Annotated in this window: 17 protein-coding genes; 5 read left to right on the forward strand and 12 right to left on the reverse strand. The window is 38.2% G+C overall.

From position 1 onward, the window contains the following. Positions 1 to 10 precede the first annotated feature (10 nt). The gene (locus tag A5482_RS12515) at positions 11 to 1,129 is read right to left on the reverse strand and encodes an ABC transporter permease (protein WP_069791815.1); all 1,119 of its coding nucleotides are present in this window, start codon (positions 1,127 to 1,129) and stop codon (positions 11 to 13) included. A gap of 276 nt (positions 1,130 to 1,405) precedes the next feature. Between A5482_RS12515 and mscL the strand changes: the two genes are divergently transcribed. Beyond that, complete coding sequence (gene mscL, locus A5482_RS12520) at positions 1,406 to 1,876, forward strand: large conductance mechanosensitive channel protein MscL (protein ID WP_069791814.1); 471 nt, start codon at positions 1,406 to 1,408, stop codon at positions 1,874 to 1,876. A gap of 100 nt (positions 1,877 to 1,976) precedes the next feature. On the opposite strand, the gene dxs is transcribed toward mscL, so the two are convergent. The 4 genes from dxs to A5482_RS12540 all read right to left on the reverse strand — a co-directional run bounded on the left by dxs (position 1,977) and on the right by A5482_RS12540 (position 7,143). Then, positions 1,977 to 3,896 (reverse strand): 1-deoxy-D-xylulose-5-phosphate synthase, encoded by a 1,920-nt coding sequence (dxs, locus tag A5482_RS12525; RefSeq protein ID WP_069791813.1) that lies wholly within the window; start codon positions 3,894 to 3,896, stop codon positions 1,977 to 1,979. 251 nt (positions 3,897 to 4,147) lie between these two features. Next, a complete protein-coding gene (locus A5482_RS12530) occupies positions 4,148 to 5,866 on the reverse strand; it encodes a hypothetical protein (RefSeq protein WP_069791812.1) in 1,719 nt (572 codons plus the stop codon). A 209-nt stretch (positions 5,867 to 6,075) separates the two neighbouring features. Further along, the gene (locus A5482_RS12535; RefSeq protein WP_069791811.1) at positions 6,076 to 6,276 is read right to left on the reverse strand and encodes a hypothetical protein; all 201 of its coding nucleotides are present in this window, start codon (positions 6,274 to 6,276) and stop codon (positions 6,076 to 6,078) included. A gap of 303 nt (positions 6,277 to 6,579) precedes the next feature. Then, on the reverse strand, positions 6,580 to 7,143 hold the full coding sequence (locus A5482_RS12540) for a hypothetical protein (RefSeq protein WP_069791810.1): 564 nt from the start codon (positions 7,141 to 7,143) through the stop codon (positions 6,580 to 6,582). A gap of 298 nt (positions 7,144 to 7,441) precedes the next feature. On the opposite strand from A5482_RS12540, the gene A5482_RS12545 reads away from it, so the two are divergent. After that, entirely contained in the window at positions 7,442 to 8,770 is a 1,329-nt protein-coding gene (locus tag A5482_RS12545; protein ID WP_069791826.1) for a DUF3370 domain-containing protein, read from the forward strand. Positions 8,771 to 8,937: 167 nt separating this feature from the next. On the opposite strand, the gene A5482_RS12550 is transcribed toward A5482_RS12545, so the two are convergent. Beyond that, positions 8,938 to 9,438: a pentapeptide repeat-containing protein gene (locus A5482_RS12550; protein ID WP_446684772.1), complete on the reverse strand. Its 501-nt coding sequence runs from the start codon at positions 9,436 to 9,438 to the stop codon at positions 8,938 to 8,940. A gap of 160 nt (positions 9,439 to 9,598) precedes the next feature. Then, positions 9,599 to 10,876 (reverse strand): adenosylhomocysteinase, encoded by a 1,278-nt coding sequence (gene ahcY, locus A5482_RS12555; RefSeq protein WP_069791809.1) that lies wholly within the window; start codon positions 10,874 to 10,876, stop codon positions 9,599 to 9,601. 244 nt (positions 10,877 to 11,120) lie between these two features. Between ahcY and A5482_RS12560 the strand changes: the two genes are divergently transcribed. Further along, positions 11,121 to 12,743, forward strand: coding sequence for an ABC transporter substrate-binding protein (locus A5482_RS12560; RefSeq protein WP_069791808.1), 1,623 nt, complete (start codon positions 11,121 to 11,123; stop codon positions 12,741 to 12,743). Positions 12,744 to 13,044: 301 nt separating this feature from the next. Beyond that, on the forward strand, positions 13,045 to 14,238 hold the full coding sequence (locus A5482_RS12565) for a M20 metallopeptidase family protein (protein WP_069791807.1): 1,194 nt from the start codon (positions 13,045 to 13,047) through the stop codon (positions 14,236 to 14,238). 23 nt (positions 14,239 to 14,261) lie between these two features. Here A5482_RS12565 and A5482_RS12570 read toward each other — a convergent pair whose 3' ends face one another. The 5 genes from A5482_RS12570 to mazG all read right to left on the reverse strand — a co-directional run bounded on the left by A5482_RS12570 (position 14,262) and on the right by mazG (position 18,349). Beyond that, positions 14,262 to 15,497, reverse strand: coding sequence for a MarR family transcriptional regulator (locus A5482_RS12570; RefSeq protein ID WP_141712714.1), 1,236 nt, complete (start codon positions 15,495 to 15,497; stop codon positions 14,262 to 14,264). A 97-nt stretch (positions 15,498 to 15,594) separates the two neighbouring features. Then, positions 15,595 to 16,026, reverse strand: coding sequence for a MerR family DNA-binding protein (locus A5482_RS12575; protein ID WP_069791805.1), 432 nt, complete (start codon positions 16,024 to 16,026; stop codon positions 15,595 to 15,597). Further along, positions 16,016 to 16,315, reverse strand: coding sequence for a hypothetical protein (locus A5482_RS12580; RefSeq protein ID WP_069791804.1), 300 nt, complete (start codon positions 16,313 to 16,315; stop codon positions 16,016 to 16,018). The genes A5482_RS12575 and A5482_RS12580 overlap by 11 nt, the downstream gene beginning before the upstream one ends. Before the next feature lie 107 nt (positions 16,316 to 16,422). Then, a complete protein-coding gene (rseP, locus tag A5482_RS12585) occupies positions 16,423 to 17,502 on the reverse strand; it encodes an RIP metalloprotease RseP (protein ID WP_069791803.1) in 1,080 nt (359 codons plus the stop codon). A gap of 40 nt (positions 17,503 to 17,542) precedes the next feature. Then, on the reverse strand, positions 17,543 to 18,349 hold the full coding sequence (gene mazG, locus A5482_RS12590; protein WP_069791802.1) for a nucleoside triphosphate pyrophosphohydrolase: 807 nt from the start codon (positions 18,347 to 18,349) through the stop codon (positions 17,543 to 17,545). 106 nt (positions 18,350 to 18,455) lie between these two features. Here mazG and A5482_RS12595 point away from each other — a divergent pair, with 106 nt between their 5' ends. Beyond that, on the forward strand, positions 18,456 to 19,664 hold the full coding sequence (locus A5482_RS12595) for an ATP-grasp domain-containing protein (RefSeq protein ID WP_083260493.1): 1,209 nt from the start codon (positions 18,456 to 18,458) through the stop codon (positions 19,662 to 19,664). Positions 19,665 to 19,712 lie beyond the last annotated feature (48 nt).

The raw sequence follows: 19,712 nt of genomic DNA on the forward strand, positions 1-19,712 counted from the left end.
CTCACATTCATTATGATTTATTAATACTACGAGGATCAAGGGCATCCCGTAACCCATCCCCAAGGAGATTAAAAGATAAAACCGTCAAAATAATTAACACCGCTGGGGGAATAATTAACCACGGTTGTAAGACGATGATAGAGGCATTAGACGCAAGGGAAAGTAAATTACCCCAGCTGGGGTCTGGTTGTTGAATTCCTAAGCCAATGAGGCTTAATACCGACTCCGCAACGATAAAGCTAGGAATGGATAGGGTGGCAGAGATGACGATATAGGTGGCAGTTTGGGGTAGTATATGACGAATGATAATATAAAATGGGCCCGCCCCGATCGCCTTTGCTGATTGTACAAATTCTTGCTCTTTAATAGATAATACCTGCCCTCTGATTACCCTTGCTAAACCAGACCATCCGATAAAGGAAGTAATCAAAACAATTAATAAAAACCGTTGCGCACTACTCAGGCTTGGGGGTAATACCGCAGCTAGGGCAACTAATAAGTAGATACCAGGTATGGTCATCAAAACCTCTACCAATCGCATCAAAACACTATCTATCCAGCCACCAAAATAACCCGCAATGCCCCCAACAAACATCCCCAAGGGAAAAGAAATAGCAATACCAATTAAGCCAATAAAAAGGCTAATTCTGCCCCCAAAAAGGATACGACTGAATTGATCTCTTCCTTGTTCATCGGTGCCTAAAATATTAATTTTACCTTCTCCAATAGTGCCAAATAAACGACGGGTAAAGGTAAATCCTCCAAAAATTTCTCTTTCTTCAAACGTAGGAGGAAGGGGCAATTTTATTTGTAAAAATTGATAAGGTGTTCCCTTAATAAAAAAGCGAATGGGTGATGGTTTTTCCCAATCTACTTCTAAGAGGCGATCGCCCGTATTCAAATCTGTAGGGCCTTGGGTAGTAGGATAAACGTGAGGGGCAACAAATTCCCCTTGCTGATTGCGTAAATAAATTTTGGTGGGAGGTAATAAAGAGCCATCATTTTGGGATGTATAGGGACTATAGGGAGCAATAAAATCTGCAAAAATAACTGCTACATAGAAAAATATTAAGATAATTGCCCCAATTTTTGCCAAAGGATTTTTTTTAAGTTTACGCCACCAATTCATATTTTTTTTATTATTAAATATTTGTAATTATATTTTTTTGTACTGTTATACTGATTTTTTTTTATTTTTCAGAACTTTTTTAATAAAGCAAGAAAAATATTTTTATATATCCTAAAAATTAATCATTTTAAACAAAAGCAAAGATAAAGATTTTTAGAGCTATGGGTATATTTAATCATAAAAATAAAAATCTTAACAATAATTTTTGCTAAATTGACTCAAAAGTGTTTTATCCTATGGACATAAAAAACATGATAACAAATAGAAAAAATACCCATGACAACAAATAATAACAAAGGCGCCCTAGGAAAGTTTGTGGCAGATTTTCGTACATTTATCATACGAGGAAATGTCATTGATTTAGCAGTAGCCGTGGTTATCGGTGCAGCCTTTGGACGTATTGTTAATTCTTTGGTGGAAGATGTCATTACCCCCCTAATTCTCAATCCTGCCATTCAAGCGGCAGGGGTAGATAGACTCGAAGAATTAAGTTATGGTGCGGTGAGATATGGACTATTTATTTCTGCGGTGATTAACTTCTTAGTCATTGCTTTTTGTTTATTTCTATTAATTCGCTCTTTTGAATCTCTAAAAAGAAAATTGGAACGGAAACAACAAATTGCAGAAGCGGAAGCAGAGGCAGTCGCAGAAGAAGAAGTTAACGCTGAAATTGTAGCTCAAGAAAATCTCATTAAAGCCATCGAGAAATTAACAGACACCATGAATCAAAAAATAAATAATGGATAATATTTTTTTTTATGGAAATGAGCAAAGTAAATTAATATTTGTCTAATTTACTTAAGTTTAAATGTTGTGGTGGGCATTATCACCCACCATCTAAAACTAACTATTTATTAACAGCCATTTCGGGTTTATCACTGAAAAAACCATCTAAAACTCGTTCAGCAATTTGAGGACTGGTTAAACCTAAATCCGCAAAAGACTGTGCTGGGGTGGCATGATCTACTAAAATATCAGGTACACCGATACGCTTAACAGGTACACTGACATTATGCTCCATTAGGGCTTCGAGTACCGCAGAGCCAAAACCGCCCATAATACAACCTTCTTCGAGGGTAACTACTTTACCGATTTTTTTGGCTAAAGGTATGATTAATTCTGTGTCAAGGGGTTTAACAAAACGGGCATTAATTACCGTTGCTTCTACTCCATGCTCACTCAAAATTTCGGCGGTTTGCATGGCGTTATTAACCATTGAACCATAACCGAGCAATAAAACATCATCCCCATTACGTAAAATTTCTCCTTTCCCGATGGGAATTTCTTCCCAACCTTCTTCGGCTAGAGGTACACCTAAACCATTACCACGGGGGTAACGCATGGCGATCGCACTTTCCTTATAGTTAATACCAGTGACTGTCATTCGTTGTAACTCAGCCTCATCCTTGGGTGCCATAATCACCAAATTAGGAATACAACGGAGATAAGCAATATCATACATCCCTTGGTGAGTAGGACCATCAGCCCCCACAATTCCAGCCCTGTCTAAACAGAAAAACACAGGAATTTTTTGGATACAAACATCATGGATAATCTGATCATAAGCCCTTTGGAGGAAAGTAGAATAAATTACCGCCACAGGAGTCATGTTTTCACAGGCTAAACCAGCGGCCAAAGTGACGGCGTGTTGTTCCGCAATACCCACATCGATATACTGTTTAGGTAACTTCTGCTGTAACTTATCCAAACCTGTACCCGTAGCCATAGCTGCGGTGATACCAATAATTTTAGGGTCATTTTCCGCCAAAGTAGTGAGGGTGTGGGCAAAAACCTTGGAATAACTAGGAGGCTTGGGTTTATTGGAAGGAATAGGCTTACCAGTGGTGAGGTTAAAAGGACTTTGGGCATGATAACCCACTTGGTCTTTTTCTGCCATAGAATAACCTTTACCCTTGACAGTGACAACATGGACGAATACAGGGCCTTTCACCTTATGGGCTTTATGGAAAGTATTGAGCAACTCTGTAATATTATGACCATCCACAGGGCCAAAATAAGTAAATCCTAATTCTTCAATTACCGCCCCAACCTTGGGCATCGCCAAACGTTTCATGGCTTCCTTGAGGTTTTTCATTTCGGGAGAAAGATTTTCACCATCGCCAAAGAATGGGAAATGTTTAAATTGCTCTTCAATATTACCTGTCAGGAATTGAATAGGATCTGATAAACGCACCTTGTTAAGATAACGAGAAATAGCCCCCACATTGGGAGAAATAGACATCTCATTATCATTCAACACCACCATTAAATTAGTATTGGGTAGATGTCCAGCGTGGTTAATGGCTTCTAATGCCATTCCTCCTGTCAAAGCACCATCACCGATAATGGATACTACCTTAAAATTTTCTCCTTTGGCATCCCTTGCCAAAGCCATCCCTAATCCTGCAGAAATACTTGTGGAAGCGTGTCCAGCACCAAAATGATCAAATTTATTCTCTGAGCGTTTTAGATACCCTGCAATGCCATTTTTTTGGCGGAGGGTATGAAAATCATGGTAGCGTCCTGTTAACATTTTGTGGGGATAGGCTTGGTGTCCTACATCCCAAATTACTTTATCTTGTTCTAAATCTAGGGTATTGTAAAGGGCAATGGTAAGTTCTACAACTCCTAATCCAGGGCCTAAATGTCCTCCTGTAGCGGCAATGGTTTCTAAATGCTTCTCTCGTATTTGTTGGGCAATATCTTCTAATTGACGTATGGATAAACCATGTAATTGATTTGGGTGAGTAAGTTCGCTTATGTGCATTATATTTTGATTCCCCTATTTTTTCTATCTGCCTTTACTATCTCAGATTAATAGTCCTTTTCTTTATTTTGTCTTAATTTTTGTAATTCTGCTTAAAAATAGACGATTATCGATGGACTAGCACTTACCCATTTACAAAAAAAGGGTAGTATGTATTCTTGATTGACAACCATATTAGTTTTTGAACATGGTTAAAAATTTTTAGATGAGCAACCATGTATTTATCAGTGAAGCTCATCTTTTTTGTACTATTAATTTTCCGTCATCATCAAACGCTTGGTTTCGGACATCCCCGCAAGAGCCAAGGTTTTCGTCATTTTCAAGTTAAAACCAATAATGGTGACTATTTGAAGGCTTAGGGAAATGGCGATCGCACTTAAACTTTGAGCAGTATTAAGGGTAATAGGTAAAGGACTAAGGTTAGCCAAAATCCCTTGCAAAAGTAAAGAATGGTCAAGATTTTGATTCAATTCATTAAAAAACAAATGTCCAAATAATGGAGATACATTGAGGATAACCACCGTAATAGTTGTTATCAATCCTCTTTTTTCTGTTTTCAATGTCATTAGTAATTGGGCAACGGAGGCATAGATAAGAATAGAAAATGCCCCCAACACTAGCCCCAATATCAACTCCATTACATTAATATTAGGCAAGAAAAACAAGGAGGGTATCATATACAGATTCACTAATAATAGGTTAAGGGCGATCGCCAATACAGCAGGACTTTTTTCACTAAAAGCCAAATCTCTCCATAAAACCCTATTTTCACGGGAATTTTCATGACGAAATCTTGCCCAATCTGTCAAACTCTGACGAGAAGGAGTCAACCCAGCAATCAACAACAAAAATAAAATCAAGTTCAAAACCTGTATAACCTGAATAGTTACCGGAAAATCCCTGTATCCATCCAAACTCTGTAAAGCAAAACCCAAATTAGTAACAATAAAACAAAAAGAAAGAGCATAACTCTGAGACTTCGTAATCACCGTTGCCAAAGGATTAGCAAAACGACGTTTCAAACCCTGATATAACCAAAAAGTCCATATTCCATAGTTCAATAAAATTAAAAATCCCCCAGAAAAACCATTTTCCCACCAACCTTGTCCATACCAACTTACATTAGTAAGAGCATCCGCCGATAAATATCCCAAAGTAGTTTGAGATAGAAAAGTAGAATCCACAAGGTAAGCCAAAAATGTACCAGGATAAAACAACAAAAACCAATCAAGAGAAGTTTCCGTATAAGCTGGAGCATTAGACTCCAAAGTAACTCCCATTACAGAAAATAAGAAAAAGAAAATGAAAATAGAACCTAAAGGCGCTTGAAAATTTCCCCATCCTTCCGTCACCAAACTAAAAACTAAACTAGCACCATAAAAAAATAAACAACTAGCTCCCAAAATCAGATAAAACATTATCATCAAAGGAAAACTAACATTAGCAGATAACCCCGACCAAATATGTAAAGGAACAGCTAAAATACCAAATAAATATAAAAGGATAGGTACACCCAAAATTTTCCCGAGAAAAATATCACTTGCTGACTGAGGACTAAGACGAATAAAATTAAAAGTACCCTTTCTCTCCTCCTTGGTTAAATCAGCAATTAACATATAGCTGCCACCCAACAAAAGAATAAAAATACCCATAATACTCATGGTGACAAACATATCTAGCCACCATACTTCCTTAATAGTCTGGATATTGCCCAACATATCTGCAATGCACAGTTGAGATCCCCTAGAATAAGTATCATAACCTTCCCCTGTACAATAGCGGTTATAAACCCCTTCATGGGCAGGTAAAAGCCCTTCAAAATAAATAAATAATAATATCTGTCCCACAATAGATAAAGCAGACACAACCATTACATTACGTAACTGTGATCTACCTTTTATTTCCCTAAATAACTGGGGATTAAACTCCCCAACACGGTTGATTAAGCGGGGGTACACTTGAGCAAACATATCAACTCATCTCCTCATTGATTATCAACAAAATTGATTATTTTATCTGATGTTAGTCTAGCAGTCTCAGTGGCTAGTTTGTTGTTTGTTGTTAACTATTTGTTATCCGAAAACACGAAGAGATAACGATAACTTAAGTTTTGAAAAGAATATGAAAAATTTTAACCCAAACCAAAAGTGTAAAAGAAAACGTCTATATAATTTCTTCTTTAGCTTAAAGTCACTGGTTGACTTAGATAAGTAATGCAGTTATTAGCAAGGAAATAAACCACTAACATAGCAGCAGCCGATAGTGCCACGAGACTACCCGCCAACATAAGAGAAAATTCCCGTTCGTTGAATGCTTGTTGCATCAAATGTAGTGACCATGCCACCAATGCAACGTCAAAAATGAGAATAGGTATTAACATTCCTTAACAATGTAATGTTTTATATATTCTAATACATTTTTTTGAGAAATATTAATTTTCGTTAAGTTTCTTAAGTATATTTTAACATTAGCCCAGAAGTTCATCCGAGCCGTTAATAACCGCAAAAGCGTTTATTCTATTGATTTATAAGGGGATCAAATATTCCTCCCCGAAAGTGTGTCCTAGCTGCTGCTAGATAAAAAAAGAGGAAATAAATTCTGTTTTATAAACTCCATCTATTTGCCATAAAGAAGGGTTGAATTTGATTCAACCCATTACACTCATTTCATTAAACAAAAAAAATTAACGTCGACGACCTTCAAAAGGAGTTTGTACAAAGCCGATTTCGTATAACTGTTGATAAGATTTTTGTCCTAACTCACTGGTAGGATTTTGAGAGCGGATAATCTGAATTAATAAAGGTACAGATAATTCAGGTTTATTTTGAGCTCGATGAACTAAAGCTAACTGATAAGTAGCTTCATCTCTCAAACTTGCAGTACGTAAAGCCCCAGATCTTTGGGAACTGGTAATATCATTATCAATACCAGAAAAGCTATCAGCTAATTGTACATAAAAATTAGATAACTGATTAAAAACTCTACGGGCTTGTTGTAAATTGGTTTCGGCAAGATCATAATTACCTTGATTAATAGCTTGTTCAGCTTCTCTCATCAACCTTTCTCCCCCCTCAAGACTCAAAAGAGTATTTGTCTGACTGATAGGAGCGATAATGTTATCTCCGCCCTCGGTTTCTGCCTCTAAATTATTCTGAGCAAAAACGGCATTAGAAGATGTCAACCAAAAGGCAGAACAAGCTAAGATAAAGAATTTACAAGCCTTTGTAGTTAAGGATTTTTTAGACATAAAGGTAACTATAAACTGAGTTTTAGATAATTTTACAAATAGAACTTAAATTTTAAAGTATCTTAGCACTTTCTTCTCCTTATGGTGCCTTCCCATCAGAATATCAAAGTGTTGAATTACCTAGCACAATTTATTCACCTAGGCTTTTAATTGCAATATTCCAAAATTAAGACACATTTAAGCGAATCATTTCGTCAAATTTCAGTATTGCGTTTAAAATCTAATTCTGGAATCATTTAATATTTTTTATCCACTTTTTTTTATGTTAGAACTACTCCCCCTCATACTTCCTTTCAATATGCCTTTCGTGGCAAACGAAGCAACGCCCATATATATTGCCCAAGTATCGCAAACAGAAGACAATGAACAACAAAATAGCCCTAATACTATTCGCCCTTTAAATGGAGAATTAAATCAAGTTCCCGTATTTAATAGTAATAGCCCTGAGTTGGTTTTGGGAGAGGGTATATTACTTTCAACTTTCCCTAAAGAAAACAAAACTAACCCTAATGCCCATTTAGATTTTGCTTTTAATGGAGAATTTGACGTATTTGCCCACCATGTTTCTCGCCCCCCCAAAGAAGGGGATATGAGAACTTTATATATTGGGATTTTGGTGCATAATCCTACGGATACTGATGTAAATATAGATGTTTTACAGGGCGCTAGTTATCTCAGTCAACCTGATGCTCCCTTTATTTCCCTTCCTTCTCAAGTCTCAGGACGTAATGTTTACGCTGGGCCTGGAAGTCGGGTTATGGGAGATATTTTGCGAAACAGAAGACAAGATATTTTCCCAGAAAGTATTACTATTCCGGCGGGGGAGAGTCGTATGTTATTAAATGTTCCTATTCCTATCCATAGTCTAACTCCTCCCCTTAATGGACGCTCTACTTACGCTAGGTTAAGGAGTGATGGGGAAGTTTATATGGCTAGTTTAGCGATGTATCGAGATGGTGAAGATAACCCTCCAGAGTTATCCCAGTGGCAAGAAATGTTAACTAATGCAGATTTATCTACCCCTAGGGATTTAGCCCCCACTGCTCTTGATGCGGAGGGTGCTTTCCGATATGGAAGAGTGGCTGGGGTTGCTATGGGAAATATGTGGAAGGCTGATTTGGTGGATGATGATAGCCAAGTATTAAATATTCCTGAGTCTGGGGAGGCTTTTTCCTATGGATTGAGTACCCTTGTGAGGGGAAGATTAGGCTCTGAACAGAACCAGACTGCTCCTTTGGCGGTAAGATATTCGGATACTGCCCTTGAGGCTCATGGTAACTATGGGGTGCAGTATAGTTTAACTTTACCTTTGTATAATCCTAGTGATGAAGACCAAACTGTGAGGGTAAAAATTTCTACTCCCATTAAAAAAGATGTGGGGGAATTAGAGTTTTTAGATGAGCCAGGGCCGCAGGTGTTCTTTAGGGGGTTGGTACAGGTTAAATATACTGATGATAATGGTTTACCTCGATGGCGTTATTTTCATTTGGTGCAAAGAAGGGGAGAAGAAGGACAAGATTTGTTAAGAGTTACTTTACCGCCTAACAGTAATCGTTTGGTGTCGGTGGATTTCCTCTATCCTCCTGATGCTACACCTCCTCAGATTTTGACGGTGATTACTGATTAAGTCCCATTTATTTATTGTTTTTGGCAATGGGCTTAAGCCCATTGTTCGTTTCATTAGTGTACTTTTTAAGGATCCAGCATAAGTAAGTTTATCGTCTAAATCCGCCAATTGTGGGGAACTTTAACGAATAGTTATCTTTTGCTGAGGAGTGCATCGCCTTATCATATTTATGGGCAACCTAATGATTGTCTGGTACTGGCATTGGTTACAGGATTGATCCCTGATGCGTTTTCGCATAGTAGGTTAACTTGTTGGGAGTCTAGGACGGTAAAGGTAAAGTCGGCACCTTCTACGTTGGCGTTTTTGAAGGTGGTGCGGAGCATGATGGCATCTCTAAAAATGCCGTTGCTTAAGTCTGCGTTGTTAAAACTGGTGACGTAAACTAAACCATCACTCATATCTACTCCTACAAAACTAGCATTTTCAGCGTTAACTCCGTTGAAAACTGCTCCCCGAAGGTCGCTATCATTAAATTTTGCTTCTTGTAAATTTACTTTGGTAAATTCTGCTTGTTGTAGGTTTTGCCCTGTGAAGTCTTCTCCTTTTAGGCTTTTACTTTCAAAGGTGGAGGTGACGAAACTAGAACTAGCTGCGATCGCGCTTTGGGGTAACACAATCAACGATAATAATAAAATGATTGCACAAAAAAAACCAGAAAACTTACGCATAATTAATCTTTAGTTAGGTATTAGGAATTAGCTGAAAAAACTTTTAATGTAATATTTATTTTTAGTAAACTGCAATGATGATTGCTCTTTTTTTATGAAAAAATAAAAATATTGGAAATGATTTAACAAGGGGTTTAAACCCCTTGCCGAGAATTAAAAATTAGGTTCCCACAGTCCAAGAGTTCATGTACTCAACCTGTTCGGGGGTTAAAGAATCGATGGTGATACCCATGGCTTGAAGTTTGAGACGGGCGATTTCTTTATCCACTTCCGCAGGAATAGAGTGTAATCCTGGTTCTAAAGAACCTTTATTTTTCACTAAATGCTCACAGGCGAGAGCTTGGTTAGCAAAACTCATGTCCATAACGGCGCTAGGATGTCCTTCTGCGGCAGCTAAGTTAACTAAACGTCCTTCTCCTAATACCACCACGGATTTACCGTTTTCAAGGATATATTGTTGGGTAAAGTTACGAACTTCTTTTACTTCTTTTGCCATGTCACCGAGGGATTTGAGGTCAATTTCGATGTCGAAATGTCCTGCATTACATACCATGGCTCCATCTTTCATGGAAGCGAAATGCTCTTTACGGATGATGTGCTTGTTACCAGTTACGGTTACAAATATATCACCTACTTTGGCAGCTTCATCCATGGTCATTACTCTGAAACCATCCATAGCCGCTTCGATAGCTTTGATAGGATCGATTTCGGTAACAATTACGTTAGCACCTAAACCACGGGCGCGCATGGCGACTCCTTTTCCACACCAGCCATAACCAGCAACCACAAGATTTTTACCTGCGAGTAATACGTTGGTGGCACGGAAAATACCGTCTAGGGTAGATTGCCCTGTACCATAGCGGTTATCGAAGAAGTGCTTGGTATCAGCATCATTTACATTCATAGCGGGGAAGGTTAAAACCCCATCTTTGAACATGGCTTCTAAACGCACGATACCTGTGGTGGTTTCTTCGGTGGTACCTAATAAGTCGCTAAGTTGTTCTTGTCTTTCTTTTACCATGGTGGCGACTACGTCGGAGCCGTCATCGATGATAATATTAGGACGATGATCAAGGGCGGTTTGGACATGACGGTGGTAGGTGTCGTTATCTTCCCCTTTGAGGGCGAACACAGGAATTTCGTAATCTCTTACTAAACAAGCGGCTACGTCGTCTTGGGTAGAAAGGGGGTTACTAGCGATAAGGAGAGCGTCTGCACCTCCTGCTTTAAGGGCGATCGCCAAGTGTGCTGTCTCGGTGGTAACATGACAACAAGCAACGATGCGAATACCTGCGAAGGGTTTCTCCTTGGCAAAACGATCTCTAATTTGTTTTAGTACGGGCATTTCTCTTCCTGCCCACTCGATTCTTTGATGACCTAAGTCTGCTAGATTAATATCTTTAATATCGTAATTTAGTTTTGGTGCAGCTACAACCATTAATTTTACTCAATAAAACTTTACATTATCCATCATATAGCCAACTACGAATAATTAACAAATCAATGGAATATTTTAGGGTGAATCTTGACTATCCAAAATATGTGCCCAAAAAATTTTTTATTAGTAGGATTTATTGATTAACCATATACATTTTTGAGAGGATTTTTTAAGGATGTTTAGACATTTTTTCAAAATAATGTAATTCACTATACACTGATTTTAACTTTTGATAAAAAATAACATGAAACAGATAATAAAAAAATTCCAGTACTTTATTCTTGGGATTCTTTGTTGTGGTTTAATCGTTGCTTGTAATAATACTGCGACAGTAGATAATACTACCAACACCACAGAAAGTAATGGACGTATTAGTTTTGGTACTACCCTCAGAGCGAGAACTTTAGACCCTGCAGACAGCTATGATTTAGCAGGAATGAATCTCATTTATAACATTGGGGAAAGTCTTTATACTTACGATGTAGGTACCACCGAATTAGTACCACTTTTAGCCACAGATATGCCTACCATTAGTGATGACGGACTAATTTATACTATACCTTTGCGCGAAGGGGTTAAGTTCCATGATGGAACAGATTTTAATGCCGAAGCGATGAAATTTTCCCTAGATAGATTTATGGAAAATGGGGGTAAACCTTCTTTTTTGTTAACAGATATTATTGAGGAGGTGACACCCACGGCAGAGAATGAGTTACAAATTAGTTTAAAACAACCTTTTTCGGCTTTTCCTGCTTTGTTGGCTTTTCCTGGGGCTTGTGCGGTATCTCCTAACAACTACATCATCGGAGAGGGGGAGTTTAAACCGAATGAGTTGGTGGCCACTGGCCCTTATAAGTTAGTTTCTTTTGACAGTGATTCGGCAAAATTAGACGTTTTTGAAGACTATTGGGGAGAGATACCGAGTAATGAGGGTTTAGATATACAAATTTTTGCTGATAATTCGGCGAATCTTTACAATAGCTTTATCACAGGGGCGTTGGATGTAGGTTATCAGTCTTTTGCTCCAGAGCAAACGGTAAGTTTATTGGAAGATGCCGAAGGTGGAAGTTTTCAAGCCTTAGAAGGACAAGGTACGGTAATTTCCTATATGTCTTTGAATCGTAATCAGCCTCCTTTGGATCAATTGGAGGTGCGTCAGGCGATCGCCCTTATAATGAATAGAGAGTTAATGGTGGAAAGAGTGACTCAGGGGTTATCAGAGCCTCTTTACTCCATGATTCCCAGTGCGTTTGATGTTTATCAACCTGTATTTGAGCAAGTGTATCCCGACGATAATAACGAGTTAGCCAAGGAATTGTTATCATCGGCTGGTTTTTCGGCGGAGAATCCTGCTCAAATTGAAATATGGTATCCCTCCACCTCTCGCCCCCGTACCGCTGTAGCCAATACCTTAAGGGCGATCGCCGAGCAGCAGCTGGATGGTATGATTGAGTTTCAACCCCAAGGAGTAGAAAGTGCCACAGCTTTTAGTAATCTAAGCCAAGGGACTTATCAAACTTTTTTGGGAGATTGGTACCCCGACTTTTTAGATCCTGATAACTATGTTCATCCTTTCTTGAGTTGTCCCAATGGTAATGACGAAGAAGGTTGTATTGAAGGAGGCGCTCAGAATCAAGGGTCATTTTTCTACAATGAGTGCGTTAATGAGTTGATTAATGATGCGAGAAGAACAAATGATCCTAATCAACGGGAGCAAGATTTTCGAGAAATTCAAGAAATATTAGGGCAAGAAGTTCCCTATATCCCCATCTGGCAAACCAAAGAGTATGCCTTTGCCCAAAATGGTGTTGAAGGAGTGGCGATAAATCCTAGTCAAACTTTTCCTTTTTGGACTATTAGTAAATAGGTATTATTTATATGGCTTCAGTGTTGGGTTTAATTTTTTAACCCAACCTACAACTATCCCATCAAGATACACATTACACTAAATCTTGTTTCAATAATATACTAATTAGGGCGGGGAACAGGCAACAGATAGTAATTGTTTACTGTCAATTGTTACACGGGGAACAATAGTAAACTTTACTAATCGGATTTAGTATTACTAGATGGAAATAGATAAATGAACTACTTTGATTTAAGTTATTAAGGCGAAAAAACTAGAGGTTAGAATTGTAAGTAAATATGAAAATTTTTACATTAAATTGATGAAAACGATCCTCAAAAGCTCCCAAATTCGTCCAGAAATCCTTGATTTACAACCTCAATTGGTGGAGTGGCGCAGGAGAATGCACCAATATCCCGAGTTAGGTTTTAGGGAAAATTTGACCGCTGATTTTATTGGTTATAAACTCCAGGAATGGGGCATTGAGCATCAAAGGGGTGTTGCGAAAACTGGCATTGTCGCCACCATTAAGAGCAACTTTGAGGGTAAGGTGTTAGCTATTCGGGCGGATATGGATGCTTTACCTGTATTTGAGTTAAACGAAGTTCCTTACAAGTCTCGTCATGAGGGGGTTATGCACGCTTGTGGTCATGATGGGCATAGTGCGATCGCCCTTGGCATAGCCCATTATTTAGCCCATAACAAAGATAAATTTAGGGGTACTGTCAAAATTATCTTTCAACCTGCCGAAGAAGGACCCGGGGGCGCTAAACCCATGATAGAAGAAGGAGTTTTAAAAAATCCTGATGTAGATGCCATCATCGGCTTACATTTGTGGAATAACCTTCCTCTGGGTACGGTGGGAGTGAGGGAAGGAGCATTAATGGCGGCGGTGGAGTGTTTTAAATGTCAGATTTTTGGCAAAGGTGGTCATGGGGCGATGCCTGATCAAACCGTTGATTCTATTATGGTAGGTGCTCAAATTGTTAATAGTTTACAAACCATCGTTAGTCGAAATATTAAACCCACAGATTCAGCGGTGGTAACTGTGGGAACTTTTGAAGGAGGTACTGCTTTAAATGTCATTGCCGACACGGTAAAAATGAGTGGTACGGTACGCTACTTTAACCCAAAATATGAAAACTTTATCGGTGAAAGAATCGAAGCCATCATAAAAGGTATCTGTGAGAGCCACGGGGCAAAATACGACCTTGATTATTGGCAACTATATCCTCCCGTTATTAACAATGCTCGTATTACTGAATTAGTAAGAAGTGTTGCCCTTGATGTGGTAGAAACTCCTTTAGGAGTAGTGCCAGAGTGTCAAACCATGGGGGGAGAAGATATGTCCTTTTTCTTACAACAAATACCAGGATGTTACTTCTTTTTGGGTTCGGCTAATGCAGACAAGGGTTTAAATTTTCCCCACCATCATCCCCGTTTTGATTTTGATGAAACTGCCCTAAGTCTTGGGGTAGAAGTCTTTGCCCGTTGTGTGCAAAAAATCAATGATTGAATCATTTTTTCAGCGCACCCTAATCATAACTGTTCGCCCACAAAAAAATTATTATTAATTAACTCTTGTTTGAGCTTTTTATAATATGGGGGGGCAATGGATAAAGCTCCATTTTCTCTTATGAGAATAGATTCTCTTAAAAGTCTTTGTATTCGGGCTTCTATTTGACTTTCTGGCTCCCCTAAACTAAGGGCTAAATGGGTGCGATTAATATGATTGTGTATTAAAACAGAATGAACTAAATAACGATCATCAATGGTCAGGGATGCTAAATCTGGTAGCCTAGGGGTAATTTGTTGTAAAGTGTACTGGGATTTTTGGTCTAAAATGTCCTCGAAGGTAATTTGAGCTAGTTTATCTTCTTCTACATTGTCTTTGTCTAGTCTGAGGCTATTTATCCAGAGGTTTAGGGCAATACTGGGGATTCCTGATGATTCTTCGGCTAAATAAGTCCAATAACTTTCGTCACGATTATCTTCTGAGGTATCATTGATTAGTTGTTGATTTTGCGTGAATTTATTACTCACAACGGTTTTTACTACAGGATCTAACCAATTTTTTAACATCTCTCCGTCCAAGGTTGGTAAGGCATGAATGCTATTAAAGTAGGCTTTAATTTGACATACATAATTAAGAAAATCCCATGCTAGATGGTTACAGCCAATAATCCAAAAACAATTAGGGTTATGAATGATTATCTCTCTTAGGAAGATGACACTGTTCCACCCTTCTATATCACGCAAGAAGAGTTGTTCGAGGTTAGGTATGACGATGATAGTTGTTCTTTCTTCGAGGGATTCTTCGTCGGGTATGGTGTCTATATCGTTGAGGTTTTCTATTTCAACTTGGGGGTGAAGTTCAAAACTTTGTTTGATTTGTTCGGTAATGGTTAAGAAGTTGCGGGGGCGATGGGAAAAGGGTAGGGGGGTAATAATTTCGAGGGTGGGTCGATCGCCCTTCCAATTTTCAATACTATTGTCTATTATTTTAGAAAGATTTTCGACGGGATTTCCCAAAATTACAATACTATTTTCAGCTTCCGGATTTTCTAACCATTTTTTTAGTATAGGGGCGATCGCATTTTGGACGCTATCTTGATAGGTTGTAGGGCAATCAAGGGATTCAACATATTCTTTGATGTCTGTTTTTAAAAATCGAGGAAGTTCTAATAAATGATCTTTATCTTGATTAATGGTTTGAGTTTTGATAAATAAAGATTTTATTTTATTATTGATATTCGTGAACCAAGATTTCGCCATCAACCCTTCTCGCAATTTCATTTACAGTCAATCAAAATAACTTTAGCAAAGAATAAGCTAAAAAAAACATTATTATTTCAAACAAAGTTATGGGAACTTATCCATGGGTTTGTTGAATATTCGGGCAGATATTACCTTCTAATTTTTCGGCAAATTGCCACCCTGATAAAATCGCTTTTAATTCACTTTGCAAAATCTGTAATTGCTCAATTTGTTGCTCAATATTATCTAATTTCTCCAATAAAACTTCTTTGGCGACACCGCAAGGAATTTCACCCTTATCATAAATCTTTAAAATATTATCAATTTCTTTTAAACTTAAACCGAGAGATTGCGATCGCCTAATAAAACTAAGACGATTAAAAATAGATTGATAAAATAAGCGATAACCTGCTTTATTACGACTAATATCAGGAGTCAATAAACCGAGATCATCATAATAGCGGATAGTTTTGATGGGAATACCGCTCACAGAAGCAACTTCACCAATTTTTAAAAGATTTGGTTGATTTTTACTATCAGTATTCACGATAATCTTTTTTTCTACGTAATACAGGTAAAGGTTCGGCAAAAGTGCGATCGCTCTCAGGCAAATAACGGCGAGGAGTATTGCGAGGAATTTTTTTCTGGGGTTTTTGAGTTTGCAACCAACGCATCATCAACCCCGTTATCACAAATAAAAGTCCAAAAGACATCAGACTCCAATGTTCACTAAATCCTCCCATGGCTAACTCTATCGCTCCGAAGGTGAAAATAAAAGCCGAAATAGGCTCTTGACGATAAACAGATTTTAATGATTTGGGAAATTTAGATTTCATAAAGATACATTAAAGCATATATATCCATTATATGATAATCATTTTCCCCCTGAAGTTATCAAAGAAAAAAGGTAGTATGCCTCCACAAAATCAGTTTTTAAATTCAGTTAATTAAGAAAGGCGAGGTTAAGAGTATCTCGGAGAATTAGGAAGATACCTAAACCTAAGAGTAAGACTAGCCCTGTTTGCATGATGCCCTCTTGTAGTTTGTTGGGGAGTGGTTTACCAGAAATGCCTTCTACGAGCAAAAATGCTAGTTGTCCACCGTCTAGGGCGGGAAGGGGTAAAATGTTGATAACGGCAAGGTTTATGCTGATTAACGCTCCAAACTGGAATAGGTTGCCTAAGTCGCTTTTGGCTAATTGGGCCCCTACTGCAACGATCGCCACAGGGCCGGCTACTTGGTTGGCATTTTCTTGGAAGTTGGTAATCAGTTGACCAAATCCTTGGACGGTTAGTGTGGTGTACCGTTGAAATTGTTTAGCACCGAAGGTGAAGGCCTCAATAATATTGTCTGGTTTACGGCGGCTAAATTCTCCGTTGGGGGATAACATAACCCCGATTTTTCCTTTCCCGTTATCCCCTGCTTCGGGGGTGATGGGGATGTTAAAAGTTTCTTCGTTTCTTTGGATGGTAAATTCTAAACTTTGATTGGGGGAGTCTTGTATTCTATCTCTCAGGATTGAAATGGCTTCTTCGGAGGTGGGAAGGGTAAGATTTTCGATTTTTAAAATTACATCTCCGCTTTGTAGTCCTGCTCTTTGGGCTGGGGATTCTACTTCTTCAAGGATTTCGGGAATCAATACCCCTGGTTGAAAATTAACGTCTTGAATACCGACACTAAGGGATTGACCCACCAAAAGAAAGTATGCGAAGATAAGATTGGCTATGACACCTGCACTAATAACGATCGCACGGTCTAACACAGGACGATTACGCAACAAATCGGGATCATCTAGGGGTATATCGCTTTCGGGATCATCATCAGGAAAACCCACGTAACCACCGAGGGGAAAAGCTCTGATGGCGTATTCGGTTTCTTTGCCGTCATATTTTGCTAATACGGGGCCAAAACCGATGGAAAATTTACTAACTCGAATTCCCTGTAATCTTGCCGCCCCAAAGTGTCCCAGTTCATGGACTACGATTAAAAGTGCTAAAACTGCGATCGCCGCTAGTACTGACATATTAATTATACGATTATCTATATTGACATTCTTTTCTAGTTTAGCTGTTCAGTTGCTTTTTTGCTTTTTGCCATAGCGCTTCTAGCTCATCAATGGGGTATTCTGATAAGGATTTATCGGCATATTTTTCCATCAATTGTAATCGTTTAATAAATCTCTTATTTGTACCCTGCAATGCCCTAGAAACATCTAATCCATACCACCGAGCGATATTAACAATGGTAAAAAGTAAATCCCCTAACTCCTCTTGGGCATGATTCATATCTTCCTCTTCTATGGCTTCTTGAAACTCTGCCAACTCCTCATCAAACTTATCCCATACCCCCTCCACATTTTCCCACTCAAATCCTGCCTTGGCGGCTTTCTTGGATATTTTTTCACTGGCCATGAGGGGAGGTAAGCTACGGTGATAATTGGTCAATTTTTGGCTCAAAAGAGCGGATTCTGGCTTTTCTTGTTCTTTTATTTTTTCCCAATTTTCGTGAACTTCTGCGGTGCTGTTTACTTGCACATCAGCGAATACATGGGGATGACGACGGATTAATTTTTCGGTAATATTTTGGGCTACTTTTTCGAGGTTAAAATCACCGTTATCTTGGGCTACTTGGGCTTGTAATACTACCTGTAATAACAAGTCTCCTAACTCGTCAGCAATGGCTTCTTGGTTGCCTGATTCGATGGCATCTACCGCTTCATAAGCCTCCTCAATGATGTAGGGAATGAGAGATTGTTGGGTTTGGGCTAAATCCCACGGACAACCCCCCTGGGGCGATCGCAATTTAGCCACCACTTGAATTAATTTATCAAGGGCGACGAGGATTTTTTGATTAGTCTGAAAAGCATCCATAGTTTTTGATTGGGAGTAAAAAAATTATTAATATTTATGGGATTGATTCCCTCGTTACCTAAAATCTCGATTATATTAGTAGTTGGGTCATTGCAAGTCAGCATCAATGGATTTATTAGAATATCAAGCCAAAAAATTATTTCAAAGAGTAGGTATCCCTGTATTACCTTCCCAACCATTATCAAGCGCCAGTGAATTAAAAAGTCTCCAAATTCCTTATCCTGTGGTACTAAAGTCTCAGGTGATGGCCAGTGGTAGGGCGAAACTAGGAGGAGTCAAGTTTGTTAGTAATACTATAGATGCGATCGCCGCTTGTCAATCTATCTTTAGTCTTGCCATCGAAAAAGAATATCCCAAAGTAGTGTTAGCTGAGAGTCGCTACAACACTCAAAAGGAAGTATTTTTAGCAATTATGCTCGATTATAAACTCAAAAAACCCGTCATTTTTGGCTCCGCCCAAGGGGGAATCAACATCGAAGAATTGTTAACTAGCCTTGTGTGTTGCCCCGTAGAAGACGAATATTCCCCTTTTTATGGTCGTCGTTTAGCCAAAACCATGGGACTCAAAGGCAAAACCATCAATGCGGTGAGTAATATTATCGATAAAATGTATCAGCTATTTATCGAACAAGATTTGGACATGATTGAGATAAACCCCCTCGGTATTAACCAAGATGGGGCAGTTATGGCTCTTGATGGTAAAATCAGGGTTAATGATTATGGTTTACCCCGTCACCCAGAATTATTAGATTTAATTAAACCTATTCAAAGTTCTGAAACTTATCAGGATATTTATTCTTCCCTAGATAAGTCATTTTATTCTCAAATTAATGTTAATAATGATGGTAATACAGCTCTTATTTCTGCAAGTATAGACAAAGCTATTTTTACTATTAACAATACTTCAAAAATTATAAAAAAAGATGACGTAAATTCTTGCTTTATAATCGAAGATGCTTATAATAAAATAACTTCAGAGCAAATTAACAAAATATTTTATCAAATAATTAAGCGTAATAACATCACAAAAGTATTAGTTGATTTACCCCTCGAACATCAATTTAATTATCGTTTAATACAAGTTATTTCAAAACATTATCCCTCAGATTTTTCTCACTGGTCAAACAAAAATGAGGAAAGGGGCGATCGCCCCACAGGAACAAGATTTCAAAATATACAGTCTAACCAAAATAAATCCTCCTTTGCCCTCCGAAAAATAGACTGGATGATAAAAACAAAAGGAGACAAACTAAATAATCAATTTAGTAACTTACCCATAACAATAATTAACATAATAGGAGACAAAATTTCTTAAAATAAAAATACCCAAACCAATTGTATTTCCCCATTCTTCTTAATTCTA

It is taken from the genome of Cyanobacterium sp. IPPAS B-1200 (genome assembly GCF_001747005.2).
Lineage (GTDB): Bacteria > Cyanobacteriota > Cyanobacteriia > Cyanobacteriales > Cyanobacteriaceae > Cyanobacterium.

What these genes read in the sequence shown, in the direction of transcription:
- A5482_RS12515 (WP_069791815.1), bottom strand. Translation starts at nt 1,129, where the DNA reads ATGAATTGGTGGCGTAAACTTAAAAAAAATCCTTTGGCAAAAATTGGG.
- mscL (WP_069791814.1), top strand. Translation starts at nt 1,406, where the DNA reads ATGACAACAAATAATAACAAAGGCGCCCTAGGAAAGTTTGTGGCAGAT.
- dxs (WP_069791813.1), bottom strand. Translation starts at nt 3,896, where the DNA reads ATGCACATAAGCGAACTTACTCACCCAAATCAATTACATGGTTTATCC.
- A5482_RS12530 (WP_069791812.1), bottom strand. Translation starts at nt 5,866, where the DNA reads ATGTTTGCTCAAGTGTACCCCCGCTTAATCAACCGTGTTGGGGAGTTT.
- A5482_RS12535 (WP_069791811.1), bottom strand. Translation starts at nt 6,276, where the DNA reads ATGTTAATACCTATTCTCATTTTTGACGTTGCATTGGTGGCATGGTCA.
- A5482_RS12540 (WP_069791810.1), bottom strand. Translation starts at nt 7,143, where the DNA reads ATGTCTAAAAAATCCTTAACTACAAAGGCTTGTAAATTCTTTATCTTA.
- A5482_RS12545 (WP_069791826.1), top strand. Translation starts at nt 7,442, where the DNA reads ATGCCTTTCGTGGCAAACGAAGCAACGCCCATATATATTGCCCAAGTA.
- A5482_RS12550 (WP_446684772.1), bottom strand. Translation starts at nt 9,438, where the DNA reads ATGCGTAAGTTTTCTGGTTTTTTTTGTGCAATCATTTTATTATTATCG.
- ahcY (WP_069791809.1), bottom strand. Translation starts at nt 10,876, where the DNA reads ATGGTTGTAGCTGCACCAAAACTAAATTACGATATTAAAGATATTAAT.
- A5482_RS12560 (WP_069791808.1), top strand. Translation starts at nt 11,121, where the DNA reads ATGAAACAGATAATAAAAAAATTCCAGTACTTTATTCTTGGGATTCTT.
- A5482_RS12565 (WP_069791807.1), top strand. Translation starts at nt 13,045, where the DNA reads ATGAAAACGATCCTCAAAAGCTCCCAAATTCGTCCAGAAATCCTTGAT.
- A5482_RS12570 (WP_141712714.1), bottom strand. Translation starts at nt 15,497, where the DNA reads ATGGCGAAATCTTGGTTCACGAATATCAATAATAAAATAAAATCTTTA.
- A5482_RS12580 (WP_069791804.1), bottom strand. Translation starts at nt 16,315, where the DNA reads ATGAAATCTAAATTTCCCAAATCATTAAAATCTGTTTATCGTCAAGAG.
- rseP (WP_069791803.1), bottom strand. Translation starts at nt 17,502, where the DNA reads ATGTCAGTACTAGCGGCGATCGCAGTTTTAGCACTTTTAATCGTAGTC.
- mazG (WP_069791802.1), bottom strand. Translation starts at nt 18,349, where the DNA reads ATGGATGCTTTTCAGACTAATCAAAAAATCCTCGTCGCCCTTGATAAA.
- A5482_RS12595 (WP_083260493.1), top strand. Translation starts at nt 18,456, where the DNA reads ATGGATTTATTAGAATATCAAGCCAAAAAATTATTTCAAAGAGTAGGT.